Below are 22,021 nucleotides of genomic sequence, written 5' to 3'. Positions count from 1 at the left end.
ATAATCTTCAGCATGAAAAATACTAAGAATTCTTCTTTGGCAAAGCTCTTTCCGGTCATGCTTTGTTTCTTCGCCATGGGCTTTGTGGATTTGGTGGGCATCGCCTCCAACTACGTGAAGGCCGACTTGAACCTGACCGACTCGCAAGCCAACATATTCCCGTCTCTGGTGTTCTTCTGGTTCCTCATCTTCTCCGTACCTACGGGTATGCTGATGAACCGCATCGGACGCAAGAAGACGGTGCTTCTCAGCCTTGTCATCACGTTTGCCTCTTTGCTTCTCCCGGTTTTCGGAGACGGCTATGTGCTGATGCTGCTCTCGTTCTCATTGCTGGGCATCGGCAATGCGCTGATGCAAACGTCGCTCAACCCGCTGCTTTCCAATATCGTAAGCGGCGAGCGGCTGGCAAGTTCGCTCACCTTCGGACAGTTTGTAAAAGCCATTGCTTCGTTTCTGGCTCCATACATCGCCATGTGGGGAGCTACGCAGGCCATTCCGTCTCTGGGCATGGGCTGGAGGGTGCTGTTCCCGGTCTATATGGTCATTGCGGTGATTGCCATTCTCTGGCTGAGCGGTACTTCCATCCGCGAGGAAAAGGAAGAGGGACGCCCTTCCACCTTCGGGGAGTGCCTCGCTCTGCTGGGCAAGCCGTTTATCTTTCTCTGCTTCCTGGGCATCATGTGCCATGTGGGCATTGATGTAGGTACGAATACCACAGCGCCCAAAATCCTGATGGAGCGTCTGGGCATGACGCTGGCCGATGCCGGCTTTGCCACCAGCCTTTACTTCATCTTCCGCACGGCGGGTTGCTTTCTCGGAGCCTTCATCCTTCAGAAGATGGCTCCCCGAACCTTCTTCGGCATCAGCGTGTTATGTATGTTGGCTGCGATGGTAGGGTTGTTCGTTTTCCATGAAAAGGCAATGATATACATCTGCATTGCCCTTATCGGTTTCGGCAATTCGAACATCTTTCCGGTTATCTTCTCTCAGGCGTTGCTTGCTATGCCACAAAAGAAGAACGAGGTTTCCGGTTTGATGATTATGGGGCTCTTCGGCGGTACGGTATTTCCGATAGCAATGGGCTTGGCAAGTGATGCTGTAGGACAAAGCGGTGCCGTGGCTGTGATGACGGTAGGGGTAGTGTACTTGTTCTTCTATATGCTGCGTATGAAGCGGTAATCTTTGTTCGCAGGCTGCGGACACATATCCCAAGGCTGCGGATATCTGTCCCAAGGTTGCGGATGTCTATCCCAAGCCTTGGGATAGAGATAATCCTTGGTTCTTAGAAACTTTTTAATAGATAATTGGCAACTTTTCATTCTATAGTTAGGAACTTTTTTATTAGGTTCGCAGCGGGTAGGACATTGAGTTTGCCGTGAATAAAATATATCATTCATTAAATAATATAATATTATGAATAAGATAATAGTAGGTATGGGCGAGGCTCTGTGGGACTGCCTCCCCGAAGGAAAGAAGATAGGCGGTGCTCCGGCAAACTTTGCTTACCATGCATCGCAGTTTGGTTTCGACAGCCGTGTGGTCAGTGCCGTAGGTGCCGATGCGGATGGGGACGAGATTCTGGATGTGTTCGCCCGGAAGGGGCTGCGCACCCAGATAGAGCGCGTGCCTTACCCCACGGGAACGGTGCAGGTGACGCTCGATGCCGTGGGCGTGCCGTGCTATGAGATAAAGGAAGGCGTGGCCTGGGACAACATCCCCTTTACCGACGAACTGAAGCGTCTGGCACTGAACACGCGTGCCGTATGTTTCGGCTCTTTGGCGCAACGCAGTGAAACAAGCCGCATCACCATCAACCGTTTTCTCGACACGATGCCCGATGCGGAGGGGCAACTGAAGATATTCGACATCAATCTCCGCCAAGGGTTCTATACCAAAGAGATACTCTGCGAATCCATGCGCCGCTGCAACATCCTCAAGATAAACGATGAGGAGCTGGTGACCATCAGCCGTATTTTCGGCTACCCGGGCATCGACTTGCAGGACAAATGCTGGATTCTGCTGGCCAAGTATAACCTGAAGATGCTTATCTTGACTTGCGGAACGAACGGCAGCTATGTGTTCACTCCGGGAGTGGTTTCCTTCCAGGAGACGCCCAAGGTACCGGTGGCGGACACCGTTGGAGCCGGTGACTCGTTCACGGCAGCCTTCACCGCTGCCATTCTCAGCGGGAAGCAGGTGCCCGATGCCCATAAACTGGCGGTGGAAGTCTCTGCCTATGTATGTACCCAGAGCGGTGCCATGCCGGAATTGCCGGTGGCCTTGAAAGAAAGGCTGGCATAGATTTTTCTTATTCTTTTCACATTTTTCGTTATCTTTGCTCATCTGCAATCTTAAATCAGAGGAAAGTGAAGATGAGACAGCATAACCTTCGGATTTTATTCTTTTTGCTCGTGCTTTGGGGAGTGGCGGTTGCCTGCTCCCGGCGCGAGGCACGTTTCCGTATCGGCGTTTCCCAATGTAGCGAGGATGAATGGCGGCGCCAGATGAACAGTGAGATACTCCGTGAAGCCCATTTCTACGAGGATGTGGAGGTGGACATCCGTACTGCTGTCGACGATAATGACCGTCAGGCAAAAGACATTCGTGAGCTGATAGCCGAAGGGGTGGATCTGCTGATTGTGGCCCCTAATGAAGCCACTCCGATAACTCCGGTTGTGGAGGAGGCATACAACCGGGGCATTCCGGTGATTGTAGTGGACCGTAAAATCCTTTCGGACAAATACACGGCCTACGTCGGTGCAGACAACTACGAGATAGGGAAAGCTGTGGGAGAGTATGTGGCCAATGTGCTGCATGGGCAGGGAGATGTGGTGGAAATCTCAGGTTTGGTGGGCTCCACACCTGCCGTAGACCGTCATCAAGGATTTGTGAAGGCTATATCCGCTTATCCCGGTATCCGGTTGCTGGCCGTTGAAGACGGTGCCTGGTTGCAACTCAAGGCCGGAGAGAAAATGGATACTCTGCTGAGCCGCTTTCCGCATATCGACCTGGTGTATGCGCAGAATGACCGTATGGCGGCCGGAGCCTATGCTGCCGCTGCCCGAGAGGGGCGGGAAAAGGATATGCGGTTCATCGGCATAGACGCCCTGTCCGGCAAAGACTATGGAGTGGAGAAAGTGCTTGCCGGCGAACTGGATGCCACGTTTATATATCCTACCGGTGGTGACCGCGTGATGCAGATTGCCATGGATATCCTGAACAAGCGTGATTTTCCCCGTGAAACTATCCTGGGCACTTCCGTCGTCGACCGCGACAATGCTCTCATCATGAAGATGCAGACCGCCCACATCGGCACCCTAGATGGAAAGATAGAAACCCTGAACGGAAAGATAAACCAGTATTTGGCCAGTTATGCCACGCAGCAGGTTGTCTTGTACGGTAGTCTGTCCGCCCTATTGTTGCTGGTCGGTTTGTTGGTGGCTGTCTACCTCTCCTTGCGTGCCAAGAACCGGTTGAACCGTGAGCTGTCCATGCAGAAAAAGAAACTGGAAGAACAGAAAACTCAGTTGATACAGCAGAAGGAACTGTTGGAAGTGCAGAAGTCGCAGTTGGAACAGCTTTCCCATGAACTGGAGGAGGCTACGCACGCCAAGCTGGTGTTCTTCACGAATATTTCACACGATTTCCGTACTCCGCTGACGCTGATAGCCGATCCCATAGAGCAGCTTCTTGCCAACCGCACCCTCGACGGACAGCCGCGCCAGCTCCTCGAGCTGATGAAAAAGAATGTGTATATCCTGCTTCGCCTGGTCAACCAGATACTTGATTTCCGGAAGGTGGAGAACGGGCGCATGGAGCTCCATCTCGAACCTTTTGATTTGCTCGACAGCTTCCGGGGCTGGAACGACTCTTTCCGCATGGCGTTGCTGAAGAAACATATTGCTTTCAGCTTTGAGGCATCTCCCGATACGGACTTCCGGATGATGGCAGATGCGGAGAAGATGGAGCGCATTTACTTCAATCTCTTCTCCAATGCCGTGAAGTATACGCCGGAGAATGGGAAGATAGCTATACGCTTGTCAATGACAGAGCAGAACTATAGCTTGTCTGTTTTCAATTCCGGCAGTTACATTTCTTCGACCGATGTGGAAGCTATCTTCGAGCGTTTTTATCAAGTGGACGGACATCAGGCAGGTACCGGTATCGGTCTTGCGCTGGTACGTGCTTTTGTAGAGATGCATGGTGGCAACATTGCGGCACACAGTGATGATAAGGGTACTACCTTCACCGTCACTTTCCCAAAGCAGGATGTTTCGCAGTACCATCCCACCATAGTGACGTTGCCTGCCGAAGAGAAGGACGTGTCGTCCACCCTGATAGATACGGAAGTGAAGGCATGCGAAGAGGTGGTTGAGGCTGATTGTCCTACTGTGCTGGTAATTGACGATAATGCGGATATTCGCAACTATGTGAAGTCACTGTTGACGCAAGAATTTCGCGTGCTGGATGCTGCAGACGGGACAGAGGGTATCCGGCTGGCCATGAAGTATGTGCCGGATGTGGTTATTTCGGATGTAATGATGCCCGGTATGGATGGTGTGGAATGTTGCCGCCGCTTGAAGGGGGAGTTACAGACATGCCATATCCCGGTGATTCTGCTGACGGCCTGCTCGCTGGACGAACAGCGTATCCAGGGCTATGATGGCGGTGCCGATTCTTATATTTCCAAACCATTCAATTCGCAGTTGCTCTTGTCTCGTGTCCGTAATCTTATTGCAAACCGCCGTCAGTTGAGGCAGTTCTTCGGAGATAACCAGACTATCGAGAAGGAAGCCATCAGTGATTTGGATAAGGGTTTCGTCTCCCGCTTCAAATCGCTTGTCGAGGAGAGAATGAAAGATGCGGAACTCAATGTGGAGGATTTGGGACGGAATATGGGTATGAGCCGTGTGCAGCTTTACCGTAAGCTGAAATCGCTGACCAATTATTCGCCGAATGAGCTGCTGCGCCAGATGAGGTTGAAAAAGGCTGCCTCACTGCTTGCCTCCTCTGACATGACGGTAGCGGAGATTGCCTATGAAGTGGGCTTTTCGTCACCTTCCTATTTCACGAAATGCTATAAGGAACAGTTTGGGGAGAGTCCTACCGAGTTTCTGAAAAGAAGGGGATAGCTGTTGTCTATCCCCCTTGTTCTTAATACACGTCTGTTTACTTCTGTAAATGATACAGGAACTTATTTCAGTATTTGAGGCAGGTTTTCCCTTCCCCAGAAGTAGTAAACACAGATTCCAATCCAGCTTGTGAGCAGGATGATAATTGCAACTAATAGTTTCTTCACGCCGTCTACCGGCCACTTCATGATTTCAAGTACGGCTTTGACACACAGAACCACACCGATAATCCAAATGATAAATCCAATCATAACCTGTGATATTTAGTATTGTTAATTAAAAACAAATAGAGACTACGCCTTATTCAGGAGCAGCCTCTATTCTTTATTTAGTAATCGGAATTACTCTGTAACTTCAGCGCCCCAATTTTCTTTGGAAAGACGCTTGTAGCTGTTGTAACGCCATTTAGCGTTTTCTTCAGCAGCCTTGAACAGCTCGTCGGCCTCCTGCGGATATTGCTTCATTACGGATGCGTAACGAACTTCACCCTTCAGGAAGTCTTGGAATCCGCTCCAATCCGGTTCCTTGCTATCCAGCGTGAACGGATTCTTGCCTTCAGCCTCCAGAGCCGGGTTGTAACGCCACAAGTGCCAGTAACCGCACTTAACGGCCTTTTCTTCCTCTGCCTGGCTCTTGCCCATACCTGCCTTCAGACCGTGGTTGATACACGGAGCGTAAGCGATGATGAGTGACGGACCGGGATATGCTTCTGCTTCACGGATAGCCTTTAAAGTCTGAGCCTGGTCGGCACCCATAGCGATTTGGGCAACGTATACGTAACCGTAAGTAGTAGCCATCAGACCGAGGTCTTTCTTGCGTACACGCTTACCGGCAGCGGCAAACTTGGCGATAGCGCCTACCGGGGTAGCCTTGGAAGACTGACCGCCTGTGTTGGAGTAAACCTCAGTATCCAGTACGAGGATGTTGACATCCTTGCCGCTTGCGATTACATGGTCGAGACCACCGTAACCGATGTCGTAAGAGGCACCGTCGCCACCGATAATCCACTGGCTGCGTTTTACCAGGTATTGAGACAGACTGGCGATAGTCTTGCAGCTGTCGCACTTGTCTTTGGCAGCTTCTACCATCGGAATAATCTTTTCAGCCAGTTCCTTGCTCTTGTCTGCATCGTACATGTTTTCAATCCAAGCCTGGAATACTTCTTTGTATTCAGCCGGAGTTCCTTCTGCTGCGATGGCATCTTCCATAGCCTTCACGATACGTGCGCGCATCTTTTCGTTGGCAAGCTCCATACCCAGACCGAATTCGCAGAAGTCCTCGAACAATGAGTTAGCCCAAGCAGGACCGTGACCCTTTTCGTTCTTGGTATAAGGAGTAGAAGGTACTGAACCGGAGTAGATGGAAGAACATCCTGTTGCGTTGGCTACCATTTCGCGGTCACCGAACAACTGGGAAATCAGTTTAACGTACGGAGTTTCACCACAACCGGAGCAAGCGCCTGAGAACTCGAACAACGGAGTAGCGAACTGGGAGTTCTTCACGTTGGCCTTGATGTCAACCAAGTGTTGTTTGCTCTTCACGTTTTCAGCACAGTAGGTCCAGTTGGCAGCTTCCGGCAATTGGCTTTCGAGGTGTTTCATAGTCAGAGCCTTGCCACCCTTCTTCGGGTTGCCCGGACAAACATCGGCACAGTTGCCACAACCCAGACAGTCGAGAACGTCTACCTGAATACGGAATGTCATACCGTCGAATGCTTTACCTACAGCCTTCAGTTGAGTGAAGTTGGCACCCTTCTGCTCTTCAGCATCGAGTACGAACGGACGGATGGAAGCGTGAGGACAAACGTAAGCACACTTGTTACACTGGATACAGTTCTCAGCGTTCCATTCGGGAACGAATGCGGCTACACCACGTTTCTCATATTTGGCAGTGCCTTGTTCCCAAGTACCGTCTTCGATACCCTTGAAAGCGGATACCGGCAATAAGTCACCGTCTTGTGCGTTGATAGGACGAACCACTTCGTTGATGAATGCAGGATCGTTGTTTTCAGCCTTGGCGTCGTCTGCCAGATTGGCCCAAGCCGGGTCAACGGTCAGTTGCTTGTATTCGCCGCCACGGTCAACTGCTGCGTAGTTCTTGTTGACAACGTCTTCACCCTTCTTGCCGTAAGACTTAACGATGAATTTCTTCATCTGTTCTACAGCCAGGTCAACCGGAATAACGCCGGTGATACGGAAGAATGCGGATTGCAGGATGGTGTTGGTACGGTTGCCCAAACCGATTTCTTGTGCAATCTGAGTAGCGTTGATATAGTAAACAGTGATATTGTTTTGTGCAAAGTACTTCTTCACCTTGTTAGGCAGGTTCTTGGCCAGCTCTTCGCCTTCCCAGATGGTGTTCAGCAAGAAAGAGCCGTTCTTACGCAAGCCGCGGGTTACGTCGTACATGTGCAGGTAAGCCTGAACGTGGCAAGCCACGAAATTAGGCGTATTTACCAGGTATGTAGAGCGGATAGGAGTGTCGCCGAAACGCAGGTGCGAGCAAGTGAAACCGCCTGATTTCTTGGAGTCGTAAGAGAAATAGGCCTGGCAGTGCTTGTCGGTGTTGTCACCGATAATCTTTACGGAGTTCTTGTTGGCACCTACTGTACCGTCAGCGCCCAAACCGTAAAATTTGGCTTCGAACATGCCTTCGCCGCCCAATGCGATTTCTTCTTCCTGGGGCAGAGAAGTGAAGGTAACGTCGTCCACGATACCGATAGTGAAGTGGTTCTTCGGCATCGGCATAGCCAGATTCTTGTAAACGGCGAGGATTTGAGCAGGAGTAGTATCCTTGGAACCCAAACCATAACGGCCGCCTACGATAACCGGAGCATTCTCTGCACCGTAGAAGCAGTCTTTTACGTCGAGGTACAACGGTTCGCCGTTAGCACCCGGTTCTTTCGTACGGTCCAGTACGGCAATCTTCTTGGCAGTCTTGGGAACGGCGGCAAGGAAGTGCTTGGCAGAGAACGGACGATACAAGTGAACGGCAACCAAACCAACCTTTTCGCCATTGGCAACGAGGTGGTCGATAGCTTCGCGGGCAGCTTCCGTTACAGAACCCATGGCGATGATAACGCGTTCTGCATCTTCTGCACCGTAGTAATCGAACAAACCGTACTTGCGGCCTGTGATTTTGGAAATCTCGTTCATGTATTCCTCAACGATAGCCGGAACTGCTTCATAGTAGTTGTTGCAAGATTCACGGTGTTGGAAGAAGTGGTCAGGATTTTCGGCCATACCACGGGCAACCGGGTTCATCGGGTTCAATGCACGTGCGCGGAATTCAGCCAAAGCTTCCTGGTCGATAAGCGGAGCGAGGTCTTCGTTCTCCAGCATCTCAATCTTCTGGATTTCGTGAGAAGTACGGAAACCGTCGAAGAAGTTCATAAACGGAACACGGGCCTTGATGGTGGCCAGGTGGGCAACACCTGCCAAGTCCATAACTTCTTGTACAGAACCTTCGGCCAACATGGCGAAACCGGTCTGGCGTGCAGACATAACGTCCTGGTGGTCACCGAAGATACACAGTGCATGGCTTGCCAATGTACGTGCTGATACGTGGAATACACAAGGCAGGAATTCACCGGCAATCTTGTACATGTTCGGGATCATCAGCAACAGACCTTGTGAAGCTGTGTAAGTAGTAGTCAGCGCACCGGCTTGCAGAGAGCCGTGGACGGCACCTGCAGCACCGCCTTCTGACTGCATTTCCTGTACCAATACTGTTTCGCCGAAGATGTTCTTGCGACCTGCGGCAGCCCATTCGTCTACGTATTCAGCCATCGTAGAAGAGGGGGTGATGGGGTAGATGGCAGCTACTTCGGAGAACATATACGAGATATGTGCAGCAGCCTGGTTACCATCACAAGTAATGAATTTCTTCTGTTTAGTCATAACTAAATTGAATTATTTATTTAAGTAAAAAAATCTCTCTCTTAATACAAGAAACCGAATAACCAGAGAGGTATTTGGTTGCCTCGGCCTATTTCTGCCTTATGCAGTACATAAGTAACTCCCGGATTATTCTTTATCTTTGTTCCTTCCGGACAAATCTTGAAAGGCATCACCTCATCTACCATGAAGGAGATGTTCTTGTCACCCTTGTTCACTTTGTGGTCCTTCCACATTGTGTTGGCAAAGAAAGTGTCCAGTACGTCTTGTTCTTCCACCTTGACGGGATAGATGGAATACATCAGATTTGAATTGTGCATCATTATCTTCGACGGCTTCTTGGGGAATTCTTCTCCTTTCGGATAGACCATATTGATGAGTCGTGCGTCTGCCAGATACTTGATGTAATTCATTACTGTGGCGCGGGAGGTCTGTATGTCGTTTGCCAGTTGGCTGACATTCGGCGCTTTCGGCCCGTCCACGGCCAACAAATATAGTAATTTCTTTATCTTCGAAAGGTATTTCAGCTCAATTTGTTTGATGAGCAGGATGTCTACTTCCACCATCATGTTCATTGTCTTGAGCAGATTCTCCGAGAAGTTACGCTTTTCGAGGAAGAAAGGGTAGAAGCCGTGGTGCATATAGTCCTGCATGTAGTCCAATGGACGTACTTTGGAGAGGATGCCTTTGGCTATCTGTTCGTGGTTGCTCAGGATTTCTTCCAACGGATAGGCGTGGAACTTCATGCCCGTCTGCAGGTTCAGGTATTCGCGGAAGGAGAAGCCGCGCAGGTTGTAGCTCTTCACGATGTCGCGCAACTCCATATTCTCCTCTTTCAGGCGCATCACGGACGAGCCGGTGAACACGATTTTCAGGTTGGGGAAGCGGTCGTAGCACATACGCAGTTCCTTGCTCCATTCCGGGTACTTGAATACTTGGTCTATCAACAGCACTTTTCCTCCGCGGCGCTGGAATTCGGCGGCGAACTCCACGATGCCATGTCCGGAGAAGTAAAAGTTGTTCATGTTGATGAAGAGGCAGGAGCGGTCTGTGCCGAATTTCTCTTTGGCATATTGCAGCAAGAAAGTAGTCTTACCTACGCCTCTTGTGCCTTTGATACCGATAAGACGGTCATTCCAGTCTATTTCGTCCATTAGGTCGCGGCGTACGGGGGCATTGGTATGCTCTACGAGATAAGCGTGTGTACGGTAAAATGCTTCCATGCTTTAAATTCGGTTTATCGGGCGACAAATATACGGCTTTTTTATAGATTTGCAAAGTAGAGATGGCAAAATATTATATAACTTTGCACTCTCATACAAAACGTGAGTAATTGGTTAACATTTGAAAGATGAAACTTTATGTGTTCAATCCTGATGCAGATATGGCATTGGGAAATAATGAAGAAAATTATATGGCGCCCGCTACCATCCGCCGTATGGCTGAAGACTTGGCTTTGTTGCCGATTTGGTATGCCCAGCCGGGTAGTGGGGTACTGGCCTCTTCCGCCTATAATGCAGATTATCTGAAACAGATGCAACAGTTGTTCCGGCTGGATGTGCATTTGGTGACAGAGCCGGAGCTGCCCGATTATGCTGATGTGCGGGTAATGCCTTGGGGATGGAACCCCGCTATCCGTAAACGGATGTTGAAAGGCGGTGTTCTGGAAAAAAATCTTCCTACGCCGGATGCTTTGGATAAATATCGTATGAAGGCTGTCCGTAGTAACGCTTTGGCTTTTCGCGCACTTTTCTATTTCAATAAAATAGATTATACTTGTGGTGACGGTTGTTGCTTGGTGGAGGCTGATGGTAGAATGACGGATATCTCTCCGGATATTGTTGATCGTTACAAGGAGGGATGTGTGTTCAAATCACTTTGGTCGGGAAGTGGAAAGGGATTGTGTTGGTGCCGTCATGGCTTTACGAAAAATGTTTCCGATTGGTGTAGTAGGGCGCTGAAAGAAAATAGAGGTTTTGTGATGGAGCCTATATTTGATAAGGTGGAAGACTTTGCCATGGAATTTTATTCGGATGGTCGGGGAAAGCTTCTTTTTGTCGGCTATTCCCGTTTTGTTACGGATGACAAAGGGGCATATCGTGGTAATATCCTTACTTCGGATGAGCAAGTGGAGGAATGGATTCAGCAATATGTACCCTTTGAAGCATTTGTACGCATACGCAATATGATGCAGAAAGCATTGGAAACGAGTTATGCTACATCTTATATGGGTTTCTTGGGTGTGGACATGATGGTCTGCCGTCAGAAGGAAGGGCATCCGTATGCCATCAACCCCCATGTCGAAATAAATCTACGGATGAATATGGGAATCGTTTCCCATGTGCTTAGTGATCATTTCATTGTCCCCGGTGGGGAGGGACGTTTCTCCATTGATTGTTTTCCGACCCATGAAGCTTTGATGGAGCGGCATGAGCAGGATATGCAAAGCTATCCGCTGGTGGTGAAGGACGGCAGGGTTGTTTCCGGCTATCTGCCTCTGGTACCGGTCACTCCGAAGAGCCGTTACCGGGCTTTTGTCTGTGTCACTGCTGCTGAATAGCTTCGCTTTCGTTTCCGCAACGGTCTATGGCTGTCACGGCAAAATATTTTCGGGCAGTCCACGGGCGGATGGGGGCATAGGTATATTCCGTGCCTTGTACTCGTTGTGCCAGGATATTCTCCGGATTGGAGGTGTCTACGGGATAGGTGTCCGAACCGTAGATTACATACATCGGAGCATTCCGCTTGTCATTGTCCGTGGCGGGTTGCCAGCTTAGTTTCCAATAGCCGTTTTCCGGTGTTTCCACCGTGAGTCCGGAGGGAGGTGTAGGAGCTACATTGTCTATCCACGGCATGGCGGGTTGCAGGGCCGGGGCGGTATAGAAGTCTTCTTCCAGCGCATCATAAAGCCCTTGCGTATTGTCCATCAGATACTTCACGCGGTAGTGTGCCTCGCCCGCCAGACCGTGGGCGCGGATAAAGTGCATCTGCCGTTCAATCTCGTCCAGCGTCCAGTTCCCTTCGCTGGGGTCGAGGAAGTAGATGCCCAGACCGGGAATGATTTGGCGTCCGTTACTTTGTTCCTGCCAGTCGAGGGCAAAGGGATAGAAATGATTGCCACGGAAATAGAGCATCGGATAAATCTGGTCCTGGATGCCCTCGCCCAGCCAACCCTGCACGTCTTGATAGACGGTGTGGAAGGCATTCCAGCCACGGGAGGGGTAGCGGGAAGTGTCTTTGTATTTTCCTACCGGGCAGGTGCTGACCTTTACCCAGGGTTTCATGGCTTTTACACCTTTATATATATAGCGTACTATTTCCGTCAGGTTGTCTCTGCGCCATTGGGCAAGGCTGCGTCCTTTGCTGTATTTGCGGTAGTCGTAGCTGTCGGGAAAACGGGGGGCGTTTTCCGGATAGCGCAGGTAGTCGAAGTGTATCCCGTCTACATCGTAGCGTTCCACCACTTCGCGGACAAGGCTCATCAGGTACTCTTTGGTTTGCGGATGTCCGGGATTCAGGAAGTATTCGCGTTTGTAGGGTACGCAGATGGCGCGTTTCTTTTTGGTGACGGACTCTTTACCGAGGGCGGCTACATGCTTGCGGTTGCCCAGAGGGATGGTCACCATCCAGGCATGGCACTCCATGCCGCGTTTGTGGCATTCGGCTATGGCAAAAGCCAGCGGATCGTAGCCGGGGTCGCCGCCCACCTTTCCGGTCAGTATGGAGTTGTAGGGCTCGATGGCTGATTTGTAGAGGACATCTCCCCGTGTACGGGTCTGGAACAGTACTGTGTTGAAATTGGCGGCTTTCAGTCTGTCCAATATTTCAATCAGTTCGGCCTGTTGCTTGCGGATGCCTTCGGGCGAAGTGGCGCGTGTCTGCGGCCAGTCCAGGCCATAGACGGCGGTTATCCAGGCGGCACGCACTTCATGCTTGGGCGGTTGCGCAGCCAGTGGTAGCAAGACGGCCATATATAGTAAAATGGAAATAATTCGTTTCATTTTTCTCTTTTCTTCTTTATTTCTGTCATATTTCTCGGCGAAGATAAGCAAAACACCCGATTATTTTGTGCTGTTTACTTGGAAACTGTTACATTTGCATACATTAAAGATATTAACACGCCATGATTACATTTACGCTTTGCCTGCTGGCGTTGATAGCCGGCTATTTTATCTACGGACGCTTCATAGAACGCGTCTTTGGTCCCGATGACCGCAAAACACCCGCCCTTACCAAAGCCGATGGTGTGGATTACATTCCACTGCCTACTTGGAAAATCTTTATGATACAGTTTCTCAATATTGCCGGGTTGGGACCTATCTTCGGTGCCATCATGGGAGCCAAGTTCGGTACGGCATCCTATCTGTGGATTGTACTTGGCAGTATCTTTGCCGGTGCAGTGCACGACTATCTTGCCGGTATGCTCTCCTTGCGGCATGACGGGGAAAGCTTGCCGGAAATCATCGGACGCTATCTGGGGCTGACCACCAAGCAGGTGATGCGCGGCTTTACCGTCATCCTGATGATATTGGTGGGAGCTGTCTTTGTGGCAGGGCCGGCCGGACTGCTTGCCAAGTTGACCCCCGACAGCTTGGATACCACCTTCTGGATTATTGTTGTTTTCGCTTATTATATCTTTGCCACTTTGCTGCCGGTAGATAAGATTATCGGTAAGATATACCCGCTGTTCGCCGTTGCCCTGCTGTTCATGGCGGTCGGTATTCTGGTAATGCTTTACGTCAACCATCCTGCATTGCCGGAGATATGGGACGGATTGCAGAACACGCATCCCGATGCGGTTGCATTGCCCATCTTCCCCATCATGTTCGTCAGCATTGCCTGCGGTGCCATCAGTGGCTTCCATGCCACGCAGAGTCCGCTGATGGCACGTTGCATGACAAGCGAGCGCCACGGACGCCCCGTTTTCTATGGGGCAATGATAACCGAAGGCATTGTAGCCCTGATATGGGCTGCCGCCGCCACTTATTTCTTCCACGAGAACGGGATGGGGGAGACGAATGCCTCTATCATTGTAGACGCCATTACAAAAGACTGGCTGGGTGCCGTAGGTGGTGTACTGGCCATTCTGGGTGTTATTGCCGCGCCTATTACCAGTGGCGACACGGCTTTCCGTTCAGCGCGCCTCATTGTGGCGGATTTCTTGGGAATGGAACAAAAATCCATGCGTCGCCGTTTATATATATGCATCCCGATGTTCCTGGTAGCCATTAGCTTGTTGCTTTACAGCCTGCGGGACAAGGATGGATTTGACATGATTTGGCGTTATTTTGCCTGGGCCAATCAGACTCTGTCCGTCTTTACGTTGTGGGCCATTACGGTCTATCTGGTACGCGAGAAGAAAGGACGTTATTATTACGTCACCTATTTCCCGGCATTATTCATGACGGCTGTGTGTACCACTTACATCTGCATTGCTCCCGAAGGTTTCGGGCTCGGTCCGAATTATGCGCTGGGCATAGCCTTGATAGCTGTTGTGCTGGCTGCTATTTGGTTTAATATTTGGTATTTTAAGACGACTAAAAAACTTTGGTAATGAAGAAAATCAAGAAATCTACCGGGCTCACGTTGGCCCTGCTTATTTACGTTTCTGCTACTGCCGCTTATTTCCTTCCCCGCAATACGGAAATCAGCGATACTGAGAAGTATGTCACCGTAGCTGCTTCGTACCTCATTGTATTTGTGCTGTGGCTGGTGCTTCGCAAGAAGGAGGCGCTGCAACGCAAGCGATTCGAAGAAGACAATAAACAACATTGATTATTTACTCAAAAAACAGAACAAGATGAAAAAACTGGCATTATTCGTTTGCTTGCTTGTTGTCACAGTGGCAGCTCAGGCACAGTTTGAAAAAGGTAAGTGGATTTTGAACCCGTCCATCACCGGTTTGGAATTTTCTCATGACACGGGAACCGACAAGACAAGTTTTGGCCTTGAAGCCAAGGGAGGTGCTTTCCTGCTCGACAACATCGCCTTGCTGGTGCATGCCGGGGCTGCTTGGAATACCGGAGGGTCTGACCTCGATGTCTATACGCTGGGTGTAGGCGGACGTTATTATTTCGACAAGATTGGCGTGTATCTGGGTGCCGATGTCAATGTGGACCGTTGGGATTGGGGACATGATTTGGATGATACCAAGTTCTCTTTCGGTCTGGAAGCCGGTTATGCGTTCTTCCTGACGCGTACGGTAACCATTGAGCCTGCTGCTTATTGGAACATTAACGACGACCGTTCTAAATTTGGTCTGAAAGTAGGTTTCGGATTCTATTTCTAATCTCATTTTGCTACTACCACAGAGTTTGTTTTTGCAAAACATCTGTCATGCTATCACGCGGAGGGGTATATTCTATTGATTACAAATACCTTACCGCGTGATAGATAGGCGTGATAGATAAGAATCGTTACACTTATCTGTCACGCCCATTTCGTTTCCATTTCAATTGTACTGCATACTTCTTTCATTGGCGCTATTATCTTAGTTATCAGTTCTTTCCTACTGCAAAGTTCTGCACGCTTTTTGCAGTGTCACTGCATGAGGCTTGCAGTAGCTCTGCAATACGGTTGCAGTCGTACTGCAATGGGCGTGCAGCAGCACTGCAAAAGGAATGCAGTGACTTTGCAGTGGCGATGCAGTGTCTTTTAGCCGTAATCTTTTCTATTCTCATACCGTTATTACATGTATTCCTAATATAGTCTTATGAGATTAGGGGTTCTATTTTTGATTATGATTGCGAAAATGAGTATATTTGATGCTATGGACTTGAAATACAAAATGCTATGAACAGAGTTTGTTTTCTCCTATTGCTTTGTTGCCTTTCATCCTGCAAGATGAATAAGACGGAACGCGTAGAAATGCCTGAAGATTCTGTAGATACGGTAGGGTTAGACCGACGGTTGCAGGAAAAATCAGTGAGCGATAGCCTCAAGATAGGGCTCGTGGATGACGGTGACTGCTTGCAAAAACAATTGCTTGCCATTCACGACGAACTGAGAAAGCGGTTGGAAAACACAACCTACACACACATCCGGAGGAATGTGACCGGATATGGGGTGGGGATGCATTGCATAGATATAGATTTGATTGTGAATACTCCTGAAAAACGGAAAGAGTTCCGGGAGGAGATAATGGACTCCCCCGTTTTCTGTTTTCATGGTGTAGAAGTCCCCGTCATCAACGAGAGAGTAGGCAGGAATCATATTCGTGGCATCCATATCCGTCCCGAATATCCAGTCTTTTCAACGAAAGCGCCTCATGCGACATTCATCCTCAGCAATCACAGTGGCGGAGATTTGACCTGCGGCGAGCATTACTACCTGACGTTCGAAGACGAAAAAGGTACCTGGCGGGAATTGCCGATAAACGCTGCCTTTTGGGACATCGCCTATGTGCTGCGAGATAGGGAGGAAAGGGTTATGAAAGCCTCCCTTTATCCGGATGTGCATCCCAACAAGCCGGGACGCTACCGTTACTTTTATGAGATAACCATCAGGAGGAAACCTGTCTTGATGATGGCTGAGTTCAGACTGACGGACAATGAGGAAGAATGGAGAACGGCGGAAAAGACATCTCTTCCCCCTTATGTTTCGGATGCAGGGAAGGGCGGGAGCCCACAATTGATAACGGAAGAGCCAATGGAAGAACCGGTCTATAAAGTAGTGGAAGTGATGCCCGAGTTTCCGGGAGGTATGAAAGCCTTAATGGATTTTATTCAAAAGAATATCCGTTATCCGGAAGAAGTCCGTAAGAATGGCATTCAAGGAAGAGTTGCTGTCAGCGTGGTGATTGACGAGAATGGTCGTGTGACGGACCCCGTTATTATGCGCAGCAGGTATCCTGCCCTGGATGAGGAAGCATTACGGATTGTAGAATTGATGCCACAATGGAAACCGGGGATGCAGCAGGGTAAAGCCGTGAAGGTGGAATTTACTTTTCCGGTTACTTTTAAATTGGAGTAGTAGCACCCGGTAAGATTAAGCACAAAGACACGGAGGCATAGAGTTTTATTCTTTTTCCTTGAATTTAATATCTCTGTGTCTCCGTGCCTCTGTGTTCTATTTAAGGAAGCGAGGGGTGTAATTTCTCTTGCAAGAATTGTCCCGTATAACTTGCCGCACACTTCGCCACTTCCTCCGGTGTACCGGTAGCTACGATGTTTCCTCCTTTGTCCCCTCCTTCGGGCCCCAGGTCTATCACATGGTCCGCACACTTCACCACATCCAGATTATGTTCGATGATGACAATGCTGTGCCCGCGGCGTATCAGGGCATCGAAGGCTTCGAGCAGTTTCTTGATGTCATGGAAGTGTAGTCCGGTGGTCGGTTCATCGAAGATGAACATGGTCGGGTCCGCTTTCTCCTGGCTGAGGTAGAAGGCGAGTTTCACGCGCTGGTTCTCTCCACCGGAGAGGGTGGAGGAGGCTTGCCCCAGTTTGATATATCCCAAACCTACATCCTGCAAGGGTTGCAGCTTCTTCACAATCTTTTTCTGTCCGTGTTGCGTAAAGAATTCGATGGCTTGGTTTACGGTCATCTCCAATACGTCGTAGATATTCATGTCGTGGAACTTCACTTCCAGCGTGTCCGCCTTGAAGCGTTTGCCGTGGCAGGATTCGCATTCCAGTACAAGGTCTGCCATGAATTGCATCTCCACCGTGATGGTGCCTTCACCCTTGCATTCCTCGCAACGGCCGCCTTCGCTGTTGAAGCTGAAGTATCCGGCACTGTATCCCATCTGCTTGGCAAGCGGTTGGTCCGCCCATAGTTTACGGATTTCATCGTAGGCCTTGATGTAGGTCACGGGGTTACTTCTCGATGACTTCCCGATAGGATTCTGGTCAACAAACTCTACATTGCGCAGGTTCTGCAAGTCTCCTCCAATGGAAGTGAACTCGCCTGGACGTTCGTTGCATTCATCCAACTCTCGTTTCAGGGCGCGGTAGAAGATGTCGCGTACCAGCGTACTCTTGCCCGAACCGCTGACACCGGTGACTACGGTCATTACATTCAGCGGGAACCGTGCCTCTACACCCTTCAGGTTGTTTTCGCGCGCGCCTTTTATTTCTATGTAGTTGTTCCACGGGCGGCGGTGTTCCGGCAGGGGGATGGTTTCTTCGCCCAGCAGATAGCGCACGGTATAGCTGTCACTGTCTTTCTGAAGGTCTTTCATATCTCCTTGGTAGACGACCTTCCCTCCCAGGCGGCCTGCCCGGGGACCGATGTCGATGATATAGTCGGCAGCACGGATAATCTCTTCATCGTGTTCCACTACCACTACCGTATTGCCCAACTGTTGCAGCTGGCGGAGCACGTGTATCAGTTTGTCCGTATCGCGGCTATGCAGGCCGATGCTCGGTTCGTCAAGAATATACAGGCTGCCCACCAGACTACTTCCCAGCGAGGTGGCGAGGTTGATTCGCTGGCTTTCACCGCCGGAGAGCGAGTTGCTGAGGCGGTTCAGCGTGAGGTATCCCAAACCGACATCCAATAGGAATTGGATGCGGCTGTTGATTTCTGTCAGGATGCGGCGGGCTATGTCGGCGTCATGTGGGTCTAGCTGCAGGTTGTCGAAGAAGAGCTTCAACTCAGTGATGGGCAAATCTACCAGTTCGGAGATGTTGCGTCCTCCCACGCGTACGTAGTTTGCTTCGGGCTTCAGGCGGGTGCCGTGGCATTTGGGGCAGAGCGTCTTTCCGCGGTAGCGTGCCAGCATCACACGGTATTGTATCTTGTACTGATTTTCCTGCACCATCTTGAAGAAGGCGTTGATGCCCTCAAAGTAGGGTGTCCCTTCCCACAGCATCCGGCGTTGCTCGTCGGTCAGTTCATAATAGGGAGTGAAGATGGGGAAGCCGGCTTTCTCGGCTCCGTGTATCACCATATCCCTCCATTCGCCCATCTTTTCGCCCCGCCAGCATACAACGGCTCCATCATAGACGGACAAGGAGCGGTCGGGTATCACGAGATGCTCGTCGATGCCGATGACTTTCCCGAATCCCTCGCATACGGGGCATGCACCGATGGGAGAGTTGAAGGAGAACATCTGGTCGTTCGGTTCTTCGAAGGTGATGCCGTCTGCCTCGAACTTGGTGCTGAAACGATAGAGGCAGGTACTCCCGTCGGGCTGGTAGAAACGCAGCAGGCAGGCACCGTCTCCTTCATACATGGCTGTTTCGGCCGAGTCGGTGAGGCGGCTGACGGAATCCTTTTCTGAAGAGGCTGTCATACGGTCAATCAACAGAAAAACGGTGTCTCCGGCTTTCGGCTTGTATTCGTCGATGCGCATCATTTCACCGTTCACTTCCAGACGGGTGAAACCTTGCTTCATGTCTATCTCCAGTTGTTGTTGCAGCGTGCGGTCTTCGCGCAGTAATATCGGAGCGAGCACGGTATACCTGGTCCCTTCCGGATGCTCCAGCATGCACTTCACGATGTCTTCTGCCGAGTGTTTCTTCACTTCCTGTCCGCTGACCGGGCTGAATGTTTTACCGACACGCGCGTAGAGCAACCGCAGATATTCGTATATTTCAGTGGAGGTACCTACGGTGGACCGTGGGTTACGGCTGCTTACTTTCTGCTCAATGGCAATGGCAGGTGGAATCCCTTTGATGAAATCGCATTCAGGCTTGCTCATACGTCCCAGAAACTGGCGGGCATAACTGCTCAAGCTCTCTACATAGCGGCGCTGCCCCTCGGCATATAATGTATCGAAAGCGAGTGAGGATTTTCCGGAACCGGACAGTCCGGTGATGACTACGAGTTTGTTACGGGGAATCTCTACGTCAATATTCTTGAGGTTATTGACACGGGCTCCCTTTATGATAATCGATGTATTTTCTGCCATATAAAAGTCACTTATGTGATTTAGGATTTGCAAAGATAATGCAAACCGGGGTAGAATAAAACGAACCTGCTGGAAAAATCGTATCAGATAGGCAAGGTTAAGATTTGTTATACTTTAGGATGACTGCTAATTTACATTAAATAAAAGCACTAAATTCGCATCCGACTCCTTTTAATGTCCGAACATGGTAAAGCGTAATATAAAATGGCTTCTTGTTGTGCTGGTGTTAGGTTTATGCCCCTCAATCCTGCATGCCGAAGACCCTTATGGAGAGATGAAAGCTCTGGCAGATAGTGCGCAGAAAGTGTTGGGACAAGACCGATTGCCTTCCATCAATGCCCGGTGGATAAAACTTGCCCGCGAACTGAACGATACGGTACAGATTAGTGATGCCCATAACAACTTGATTTCTCATTATTATCAGTTGGGGGACATTGACCAATTGAAAGCCGCAACCTATGAATATATGGACTGGTGCCGGAAATACCAACGGACACGAGACCGGTATATGGCGTGGCGGCAGTACATTCAGCGTATGACGGAGAAAGGTATGCAGGAGGAGGCGATGGCTGAAACCGTCAGGCTCCATCAGGATGCCGAGCAAGCCCGGGACAAATACGGATTGGCATGTGGCGAAATGTGCATCGGGTATAACCATCGGGTCTTTGGAAACAACGTAAAACTGTGTATAGAGAATTACAACAATGCACTGAAACTTTTCGAGGAGGGCAGCTATTATCGTGACGCATACGTGGTGTTGCTTAATATTATCCAGACTTATCTTTCACGCAGTGAGTATGCGGAAGCCGGCGAGTATCTGAGTAAATTGTCGCAACTGGAGGACAAACTGAACCGTAAACAAGTCAGCATAGACTCTTCCCTGCACTTGCGTTTCTGTGAATTCAGGGTTATAGGCTTATTGGCCAATGAAGGTAGAAAGGCTGCTGAGCCTTATATTGAGGAGACCGACCGCTTTTACCGTCAACATCCGGAGAGCTCGACGCCCGAAGCATGGTTTGGCTATAAGATAATGTGTTGCCGTATCCTCGGTGATTTGAAAGGTAACATTGCTTACGTGGATTCACTCATGGATTATCAGCATTCACTGGGGCTTTGCTATCCTTATAACCATTATATGAAAGGAGAACTGCAGGAACAGTTGGGCGATTATCGTGCGGCTTGCCGCAGTTATGCCAGATATGCCGCCGTGAGTGACTCCGTGCGTACGGCAGAAATGGATGACAAGCTAAGCAAATATACGGCACAGTTTGAGGTGGACCGGTTGAAGATGGAGAAACTGGAACTGAGTGCCAGATTGAACAAGGAAAGACTGATGATAGCCTTGGCCGTTGGCGGACTGGTATTGCTGCTCTTGCTGCTCATTACTTATCTGTATGTCCGTACCCTCTCCATGAACCGCAAGTTGGAAGCTGCACGCAGGGCGGTGGAAAAAATGAGCCAGGTCAAAAGTTCCTTTATACAGCATATCACCCATGAAATCCGTACTCCGTTGAATTCCATCGTCGGCTTTTCTACCTTGCTGGCTCAAGAGAAACTGGATGATGTGGAGAAACGCGAGTATGTTGAACAAGTGGAGGGCAACAATACATATCTGTTGAGTCTGATGGAGAACATACTCAATATTGCGGATATGGATTCGCGAGTGTGGGAGATGCCGCGGGAGGAGATAGAAGTGGATGCGTGTTGCAAGGAATGTATTGAGGGCTTCCGTCCGGAACTGAAGCCGGGAGTTGAACTGGAATATGTGCCTGCTTCCGGCATTATGGCCTTTTATGCAGCCCGGCAATGGCTGAAAATGGTGCTGGTGTCTTTGTTGGATAATGCGGTGAAGTTTACGGAAGAAGGTCATATACGCGTTTCCTGCGAGGAAGATAAGTCCCGACATGTATTGCGCTTCGTGATAGAGGATACCGGTATAGGCATCAGGCCGGACGAATCGGACCGTATTTTCGAACGTTTTTATAAAGTGGACACGTTTACCAAAGGGTCCGGATTGGGGCTTGCCATAGCCAATGAGATAATGGAGTTGGTGGGAGGCCGGATTTATCTGGATGACACCTATTGCGGAGGATGCCGCTTTATTGTGGAATGGCCGATGAAGGACAAACCTTAATTAT

At 49.9% G+C, this 22,021-nt stretch carries 15 protein-coding genes; 9 read left to right on the top strand and 6 right to left on the bottom strand.

Translation table 11 applies throughout. From position 1 onward, the window contains the following. Positions 1–12 precede the first annotated feature (12 nt). From DWZ67_RS11400 to DWZ67_RS11385, 3 genes are all read left to right on the top strand, one after another. On the top strand, positions 13–1,179 hold the full coding sequence (locus tag DWZ67_RS11400; RefSeq protein WP_120138863.1) for an MFS transporter: 1,167 nt from the start codon (positions 13–15) through the stop codon (positions 1,177–1,179). Positions 1,180–1,413: 234 nt separating this feature from the next. After that, the gene (locus DWZ67_RS11390) at positions 1,414–2,301 is read left to right on the top strand and encodes a carbohydrate kinase family protein (protein WP_005826288.1); all 888 of its coding nucleotides are present in this window, start codon (positions 1,414–1,416) and stop codon (positions 2,299–2,301) included. A 71-nt stretch (positions 2,302–2,372) separates the two neighbouring features. Beyond that, positions 2,373–5,132 (top strand): substrate-binding domain-containing protein, encoded by a 2,760-nt coding sequence (locus tag DWZ67_RS11385; protein WP_057256357.1) that lies wholly within the window; start codon positions 2,373–2,375, stop codon positions 5,130–5,132. Between the two features lie 62 nt (positions 5,133–5,194). Here the strand turns inward: DWZ67_RS11385 and DWZ67_RS11380 are convergent, their stop codons facing one another. The 3 genes from DWZ67_RS11380 to DWZ67_RS11370 all read right to left on the bottom strand — a co-directional run bounded on the left by DWZ67_RS11380 (position 5,195) and on the right by DWZ67_RS11370 (position 10,251). Further along, entirely contained in the window at positions 5,195–5,383 is a 189-nt protein-coding gene (locus tag DWZ67_RS11380) for a hypothetical protein (RefSeq protein WP_005826290.1), read from the bottom strand. 90 nt (positions 5,384–5,473) lie between these two features. After that, positions 5,474–9,031, bottom strand: coding sequence for a pyruvate:ferredoxin (flavodoxin) oxidoreductase (gene nifJ / locus DWZ67_RS11375; protein ID WP_005826291.1), 3,558 nt, complete (start codon positions 9,029–9,031; stop codon positions 5,474–5,476). A gap of 41 nt (positions 9,032–9,072) precedes the next feature. Further along, positions 9,073–10,251: an ATP-binding protein gene (locus tag DWZ67_RS11370; protein WP_005826292.1), complete on the bottom strand. Its 1,179-nt coding sequence runs from the start codon at positions 10,249–10,251 to the stop codon at positions 9,073–9,075. A 128-nt stretch (positions 10,252–10,379) separates the two neighbouring features. Between DWZ67_RS11370 and DWZ67_RS11365 the strand changes: the two genes are divergently transcribed. Beyond that, entirely contained in the window at positions 10,380–11,588 is a 1,209-nt protein-coding gene (locus tag DWZ67_RS11365) for a hypothetical protein (RefSeq protein WP_005826294.1), read from the top strand. Here the strand turns inward: DWZ67_RS11365 and DWZ67_RS11360 are convergent. Further along, positions 11,572–13,029, bottom strand: a complete 1,458-nt coding sequence (locus DWZ67_RS11360) for a glycoside hydrolase family 10 protein (protein WP_232058953.1) — start codon at positions 13,027–13,029, stop codon at positions 11,572–11,574. The two genes, DWZ67_RS11365 and DWZ67_RS11360, sit on opposite strands and share 17 nt — an antisense overlap. Positions 13,030–13,151: 122 nt before the next feature. Between DWZ67_RS11360 and DWZ67_RS11355 the strand changes: the two genes are divergently transcribed. Genes DWZ67_RS11355 through DWZ67_RS11345 form a run of 3 tightly spaced genes read left to right on the top strand, consistent with a single transcriptional unit; the run spans position 13,152 to position 15,317 of the window. Next, a complete protein-coding gene (locus tag DWZ67_RS11355) occupies positions 13,152–14,582 on the top strand; it encodes a carbon starvation protein A (protein ID WP_008663941.1) in 1,431 nt (476 codons plus the stop codon). Further along, positions 14,582–14,803: a hypothetical protein gene (locus tag DWZ67_RS11350; protein ID WP_005826297.1), complete on the top strand. Its 222-nt coding sequence runs from the start codon at positions 14,582–14,584 to the stop codon at positions 14,801–14,803. Before DWZ67_RS11355 ends, DWZ67_RS11350 begins: the two co-directional genes overlap by 1 nt. 25 nt (positions 14,804–14,828) lie before the next feature. Continuing rightward, positions 14,829–15,317: an outer membrane beta-barrel protein gene (locus tag DWZ67_RS11345; RefSeq protein ID WP_044467944.1), complete on the top strand. Its 489-nt coding sequence runs from the start codon at positions 14,829–14,831 to the stop codon at positions 15,315–15,317. A 208-nt stretch (positions 15,318–15,525) separates the two neighbouring features. Here DWZ67_RS11345 and DWZ67_RS20100 read toward each other — a convergent pair whose 3' ends face one another. Next, complete coding sequence (locus tag DWZ67_RS20100) at positions 15,526–15,708, bottom strand: hypothetical protein (RefSeq protein ID WP_044467943.1); 183 nt, start codon at positions 15,706–15,708, stop codon at positions 15,526–15,528. A 112-nt stretch (positions 15,709–15,820) separates the two neighbouring features. Between DWZ67_RS20100 and DWZ67_RS11340 the strand changes: the two genes are divergently transcribed. After that, the gene (locus DWZ67_RS11340) at positions 15,821–16,999 is read left to right on the top strand and encodes an energy transducer TonB (protein ID WP_120138859.1); all 1,179 of its coding nucleotides are present in this window, start codon (positions 15,821–15,823) and stop codon (positions 16,997–16,999) included. Between the two features lie 100 nt (positions 17,000–17,099). Here the strand turns inward: DWZ67_RS11340 and uvrA are convergent, their stop codons facing one another. Next, on the bottom strand, positions 17,100–19,883 hold the full coding sequence (gene uvrA / locus DWZ67_RS11335) for an excinuclease ABC subunit UvrA (RefSeq protein ID WP_120138857.1): 2,784 nt from the start codon (positions 19,881–19,883) through the stop codon (positions 17,100–17,102). A 184-nt stretch (positions 19,884–20,067) separates the two neighbouring features. On the opposite strand from uvrA, the gene DWZ67_RS11330 reads away from it, so the two are divergent. Then, positions 20,068–22,017 (top strand): sensor histidine kinase, encoded by a 1,950-nt coding sequence (locus tag DWZ67_RS11330; RefSeq protein ID WP_120138855.1) that lies wholly within the window; start codon positions 20,068–20,070, stop codon positions 22,015–22,017. The last annotated feature ends 4 nt before the right edge of the window (positions 22,018–22,021 follow it).

Origin of the sequence: Bacteroides sp. AF34-31BH (assembly GCF_003602795.1) — a bacterium.
In the GTDB taxonomy this organism is placed as follows: domain Bacteria; phylum Bacteroidota; class Bacteroidia; order Bacteroidales; family Bacteroidaceae; genus Bacteroides; species Bacteroides uniformis.
This window is presented reverse-complemented; position numbering and strand designations above follow the sequence as displayed.

Bases quoted from the DNA above. Each gene is read 5' to 3' on its own strand.
- DWZ67_RS11400 (WP_120138863.1), top strand. From the start codon at position 13: ATGAAAAATACTAAGAATTCTTCTTTGGCAAAGCTCTTTCCGGTCATG.
- DWZ67_RS11390 (WP_005826288.1), top strand. From the start codon at position 1,414: ATGAATAAGATAATAGTAGGTATGGGCGAGGCTCTGTGGGACTGCCTC.
- DWZ67_RS11385 (WP_057256357.1), top strand. From the start codon at position 2,373: ATGAGACAGCATAACCTTCGGATTTTATTCTTTTTGCTCGTGCTTTGG.
- DWZ67_RS11380 (WP_005826290.1), bottom strand. From the start codon at position 5,383: ATGATTGGATTTATCATTTGGATTATCGGTGTGGTTCTGTGTGTCAAA.
- nifJ (WP_005826291.1), bottom strand. From the start codon at position 9,031: ATGACTAAACAGAAGAAATTCATTACTTGTGATGGTAACCAGGCTGCT.
- DWZ67_RS11370 (WP_005826292.1), bottom strand. From the start codon at position 10,251: ATGGAAGCATTTTACCGTACACACGCTTATCTCGTAGAGCATACCAAT.
- DWZ67_RS11365 (WP_005826294.1), top strand. From the start codon at position 10,380: ATGAAACTTTATGTGTTCAATCCTGATGCAGATATGGCATTGGGAAAT.
- DWZ67_RS11360 (WP_232058953.1), bottom strand. From the start codon at position 13,029: ATGAAACGAATTATTTCCATTTTACTATATATGGCCGTCTTGCTACCA.
- DWZ67_RS11355 (WP_008663941.1), top strand. From the start codon at position 13,152: ATGATTACATTTACGCTTTGCCTGCTGGCGTTGATAGCCGGCTATTTT.
- DWZ67_RS11350 (WP_005826297.1), top strand. From the start codon at position 14,582: ATGAAGAAAATCAAGAAATCTACCGGGCTCACGTTGGCCCTGCTTATT.
- DWZ67_RS11345 (WP_044467944.1), top strand. From the start codon at position 14,829: ATGAAAAAACTGGCATTATTCGTTTGCTTGCTTGTTGTCACAGTGGCA.
- DWZ67_RS20100 (WP_044467943.1), bottom strand. From the start codon at position 15,708: ATGAGAATAGAAAAGATTACGGCTAAAAGACACTGCATCGCCACTGCA.
- DWZ67_RS11340 (WP_120138859.1), top strand. From the start codon at position 15,821: ATGAACAGAGTTTGTTTTCTCCTATTGCTTTGTTGCCTTTCATCCTGC.
- uvrA (WP_120138857.1), bottom strand. From the start codon at position 19,883: ATGGCAGAAAATACATCGATTATCATAAAGGGAGCCCGTGTCAATAAC.
- DWZ67_RS11330 (WP_120138855.1), top strand. From the start codon at position 20,068: ATGGTAAAGCGTAATATAAAATGGCTTCTTGTTGTGCTGGTGTTAGGT.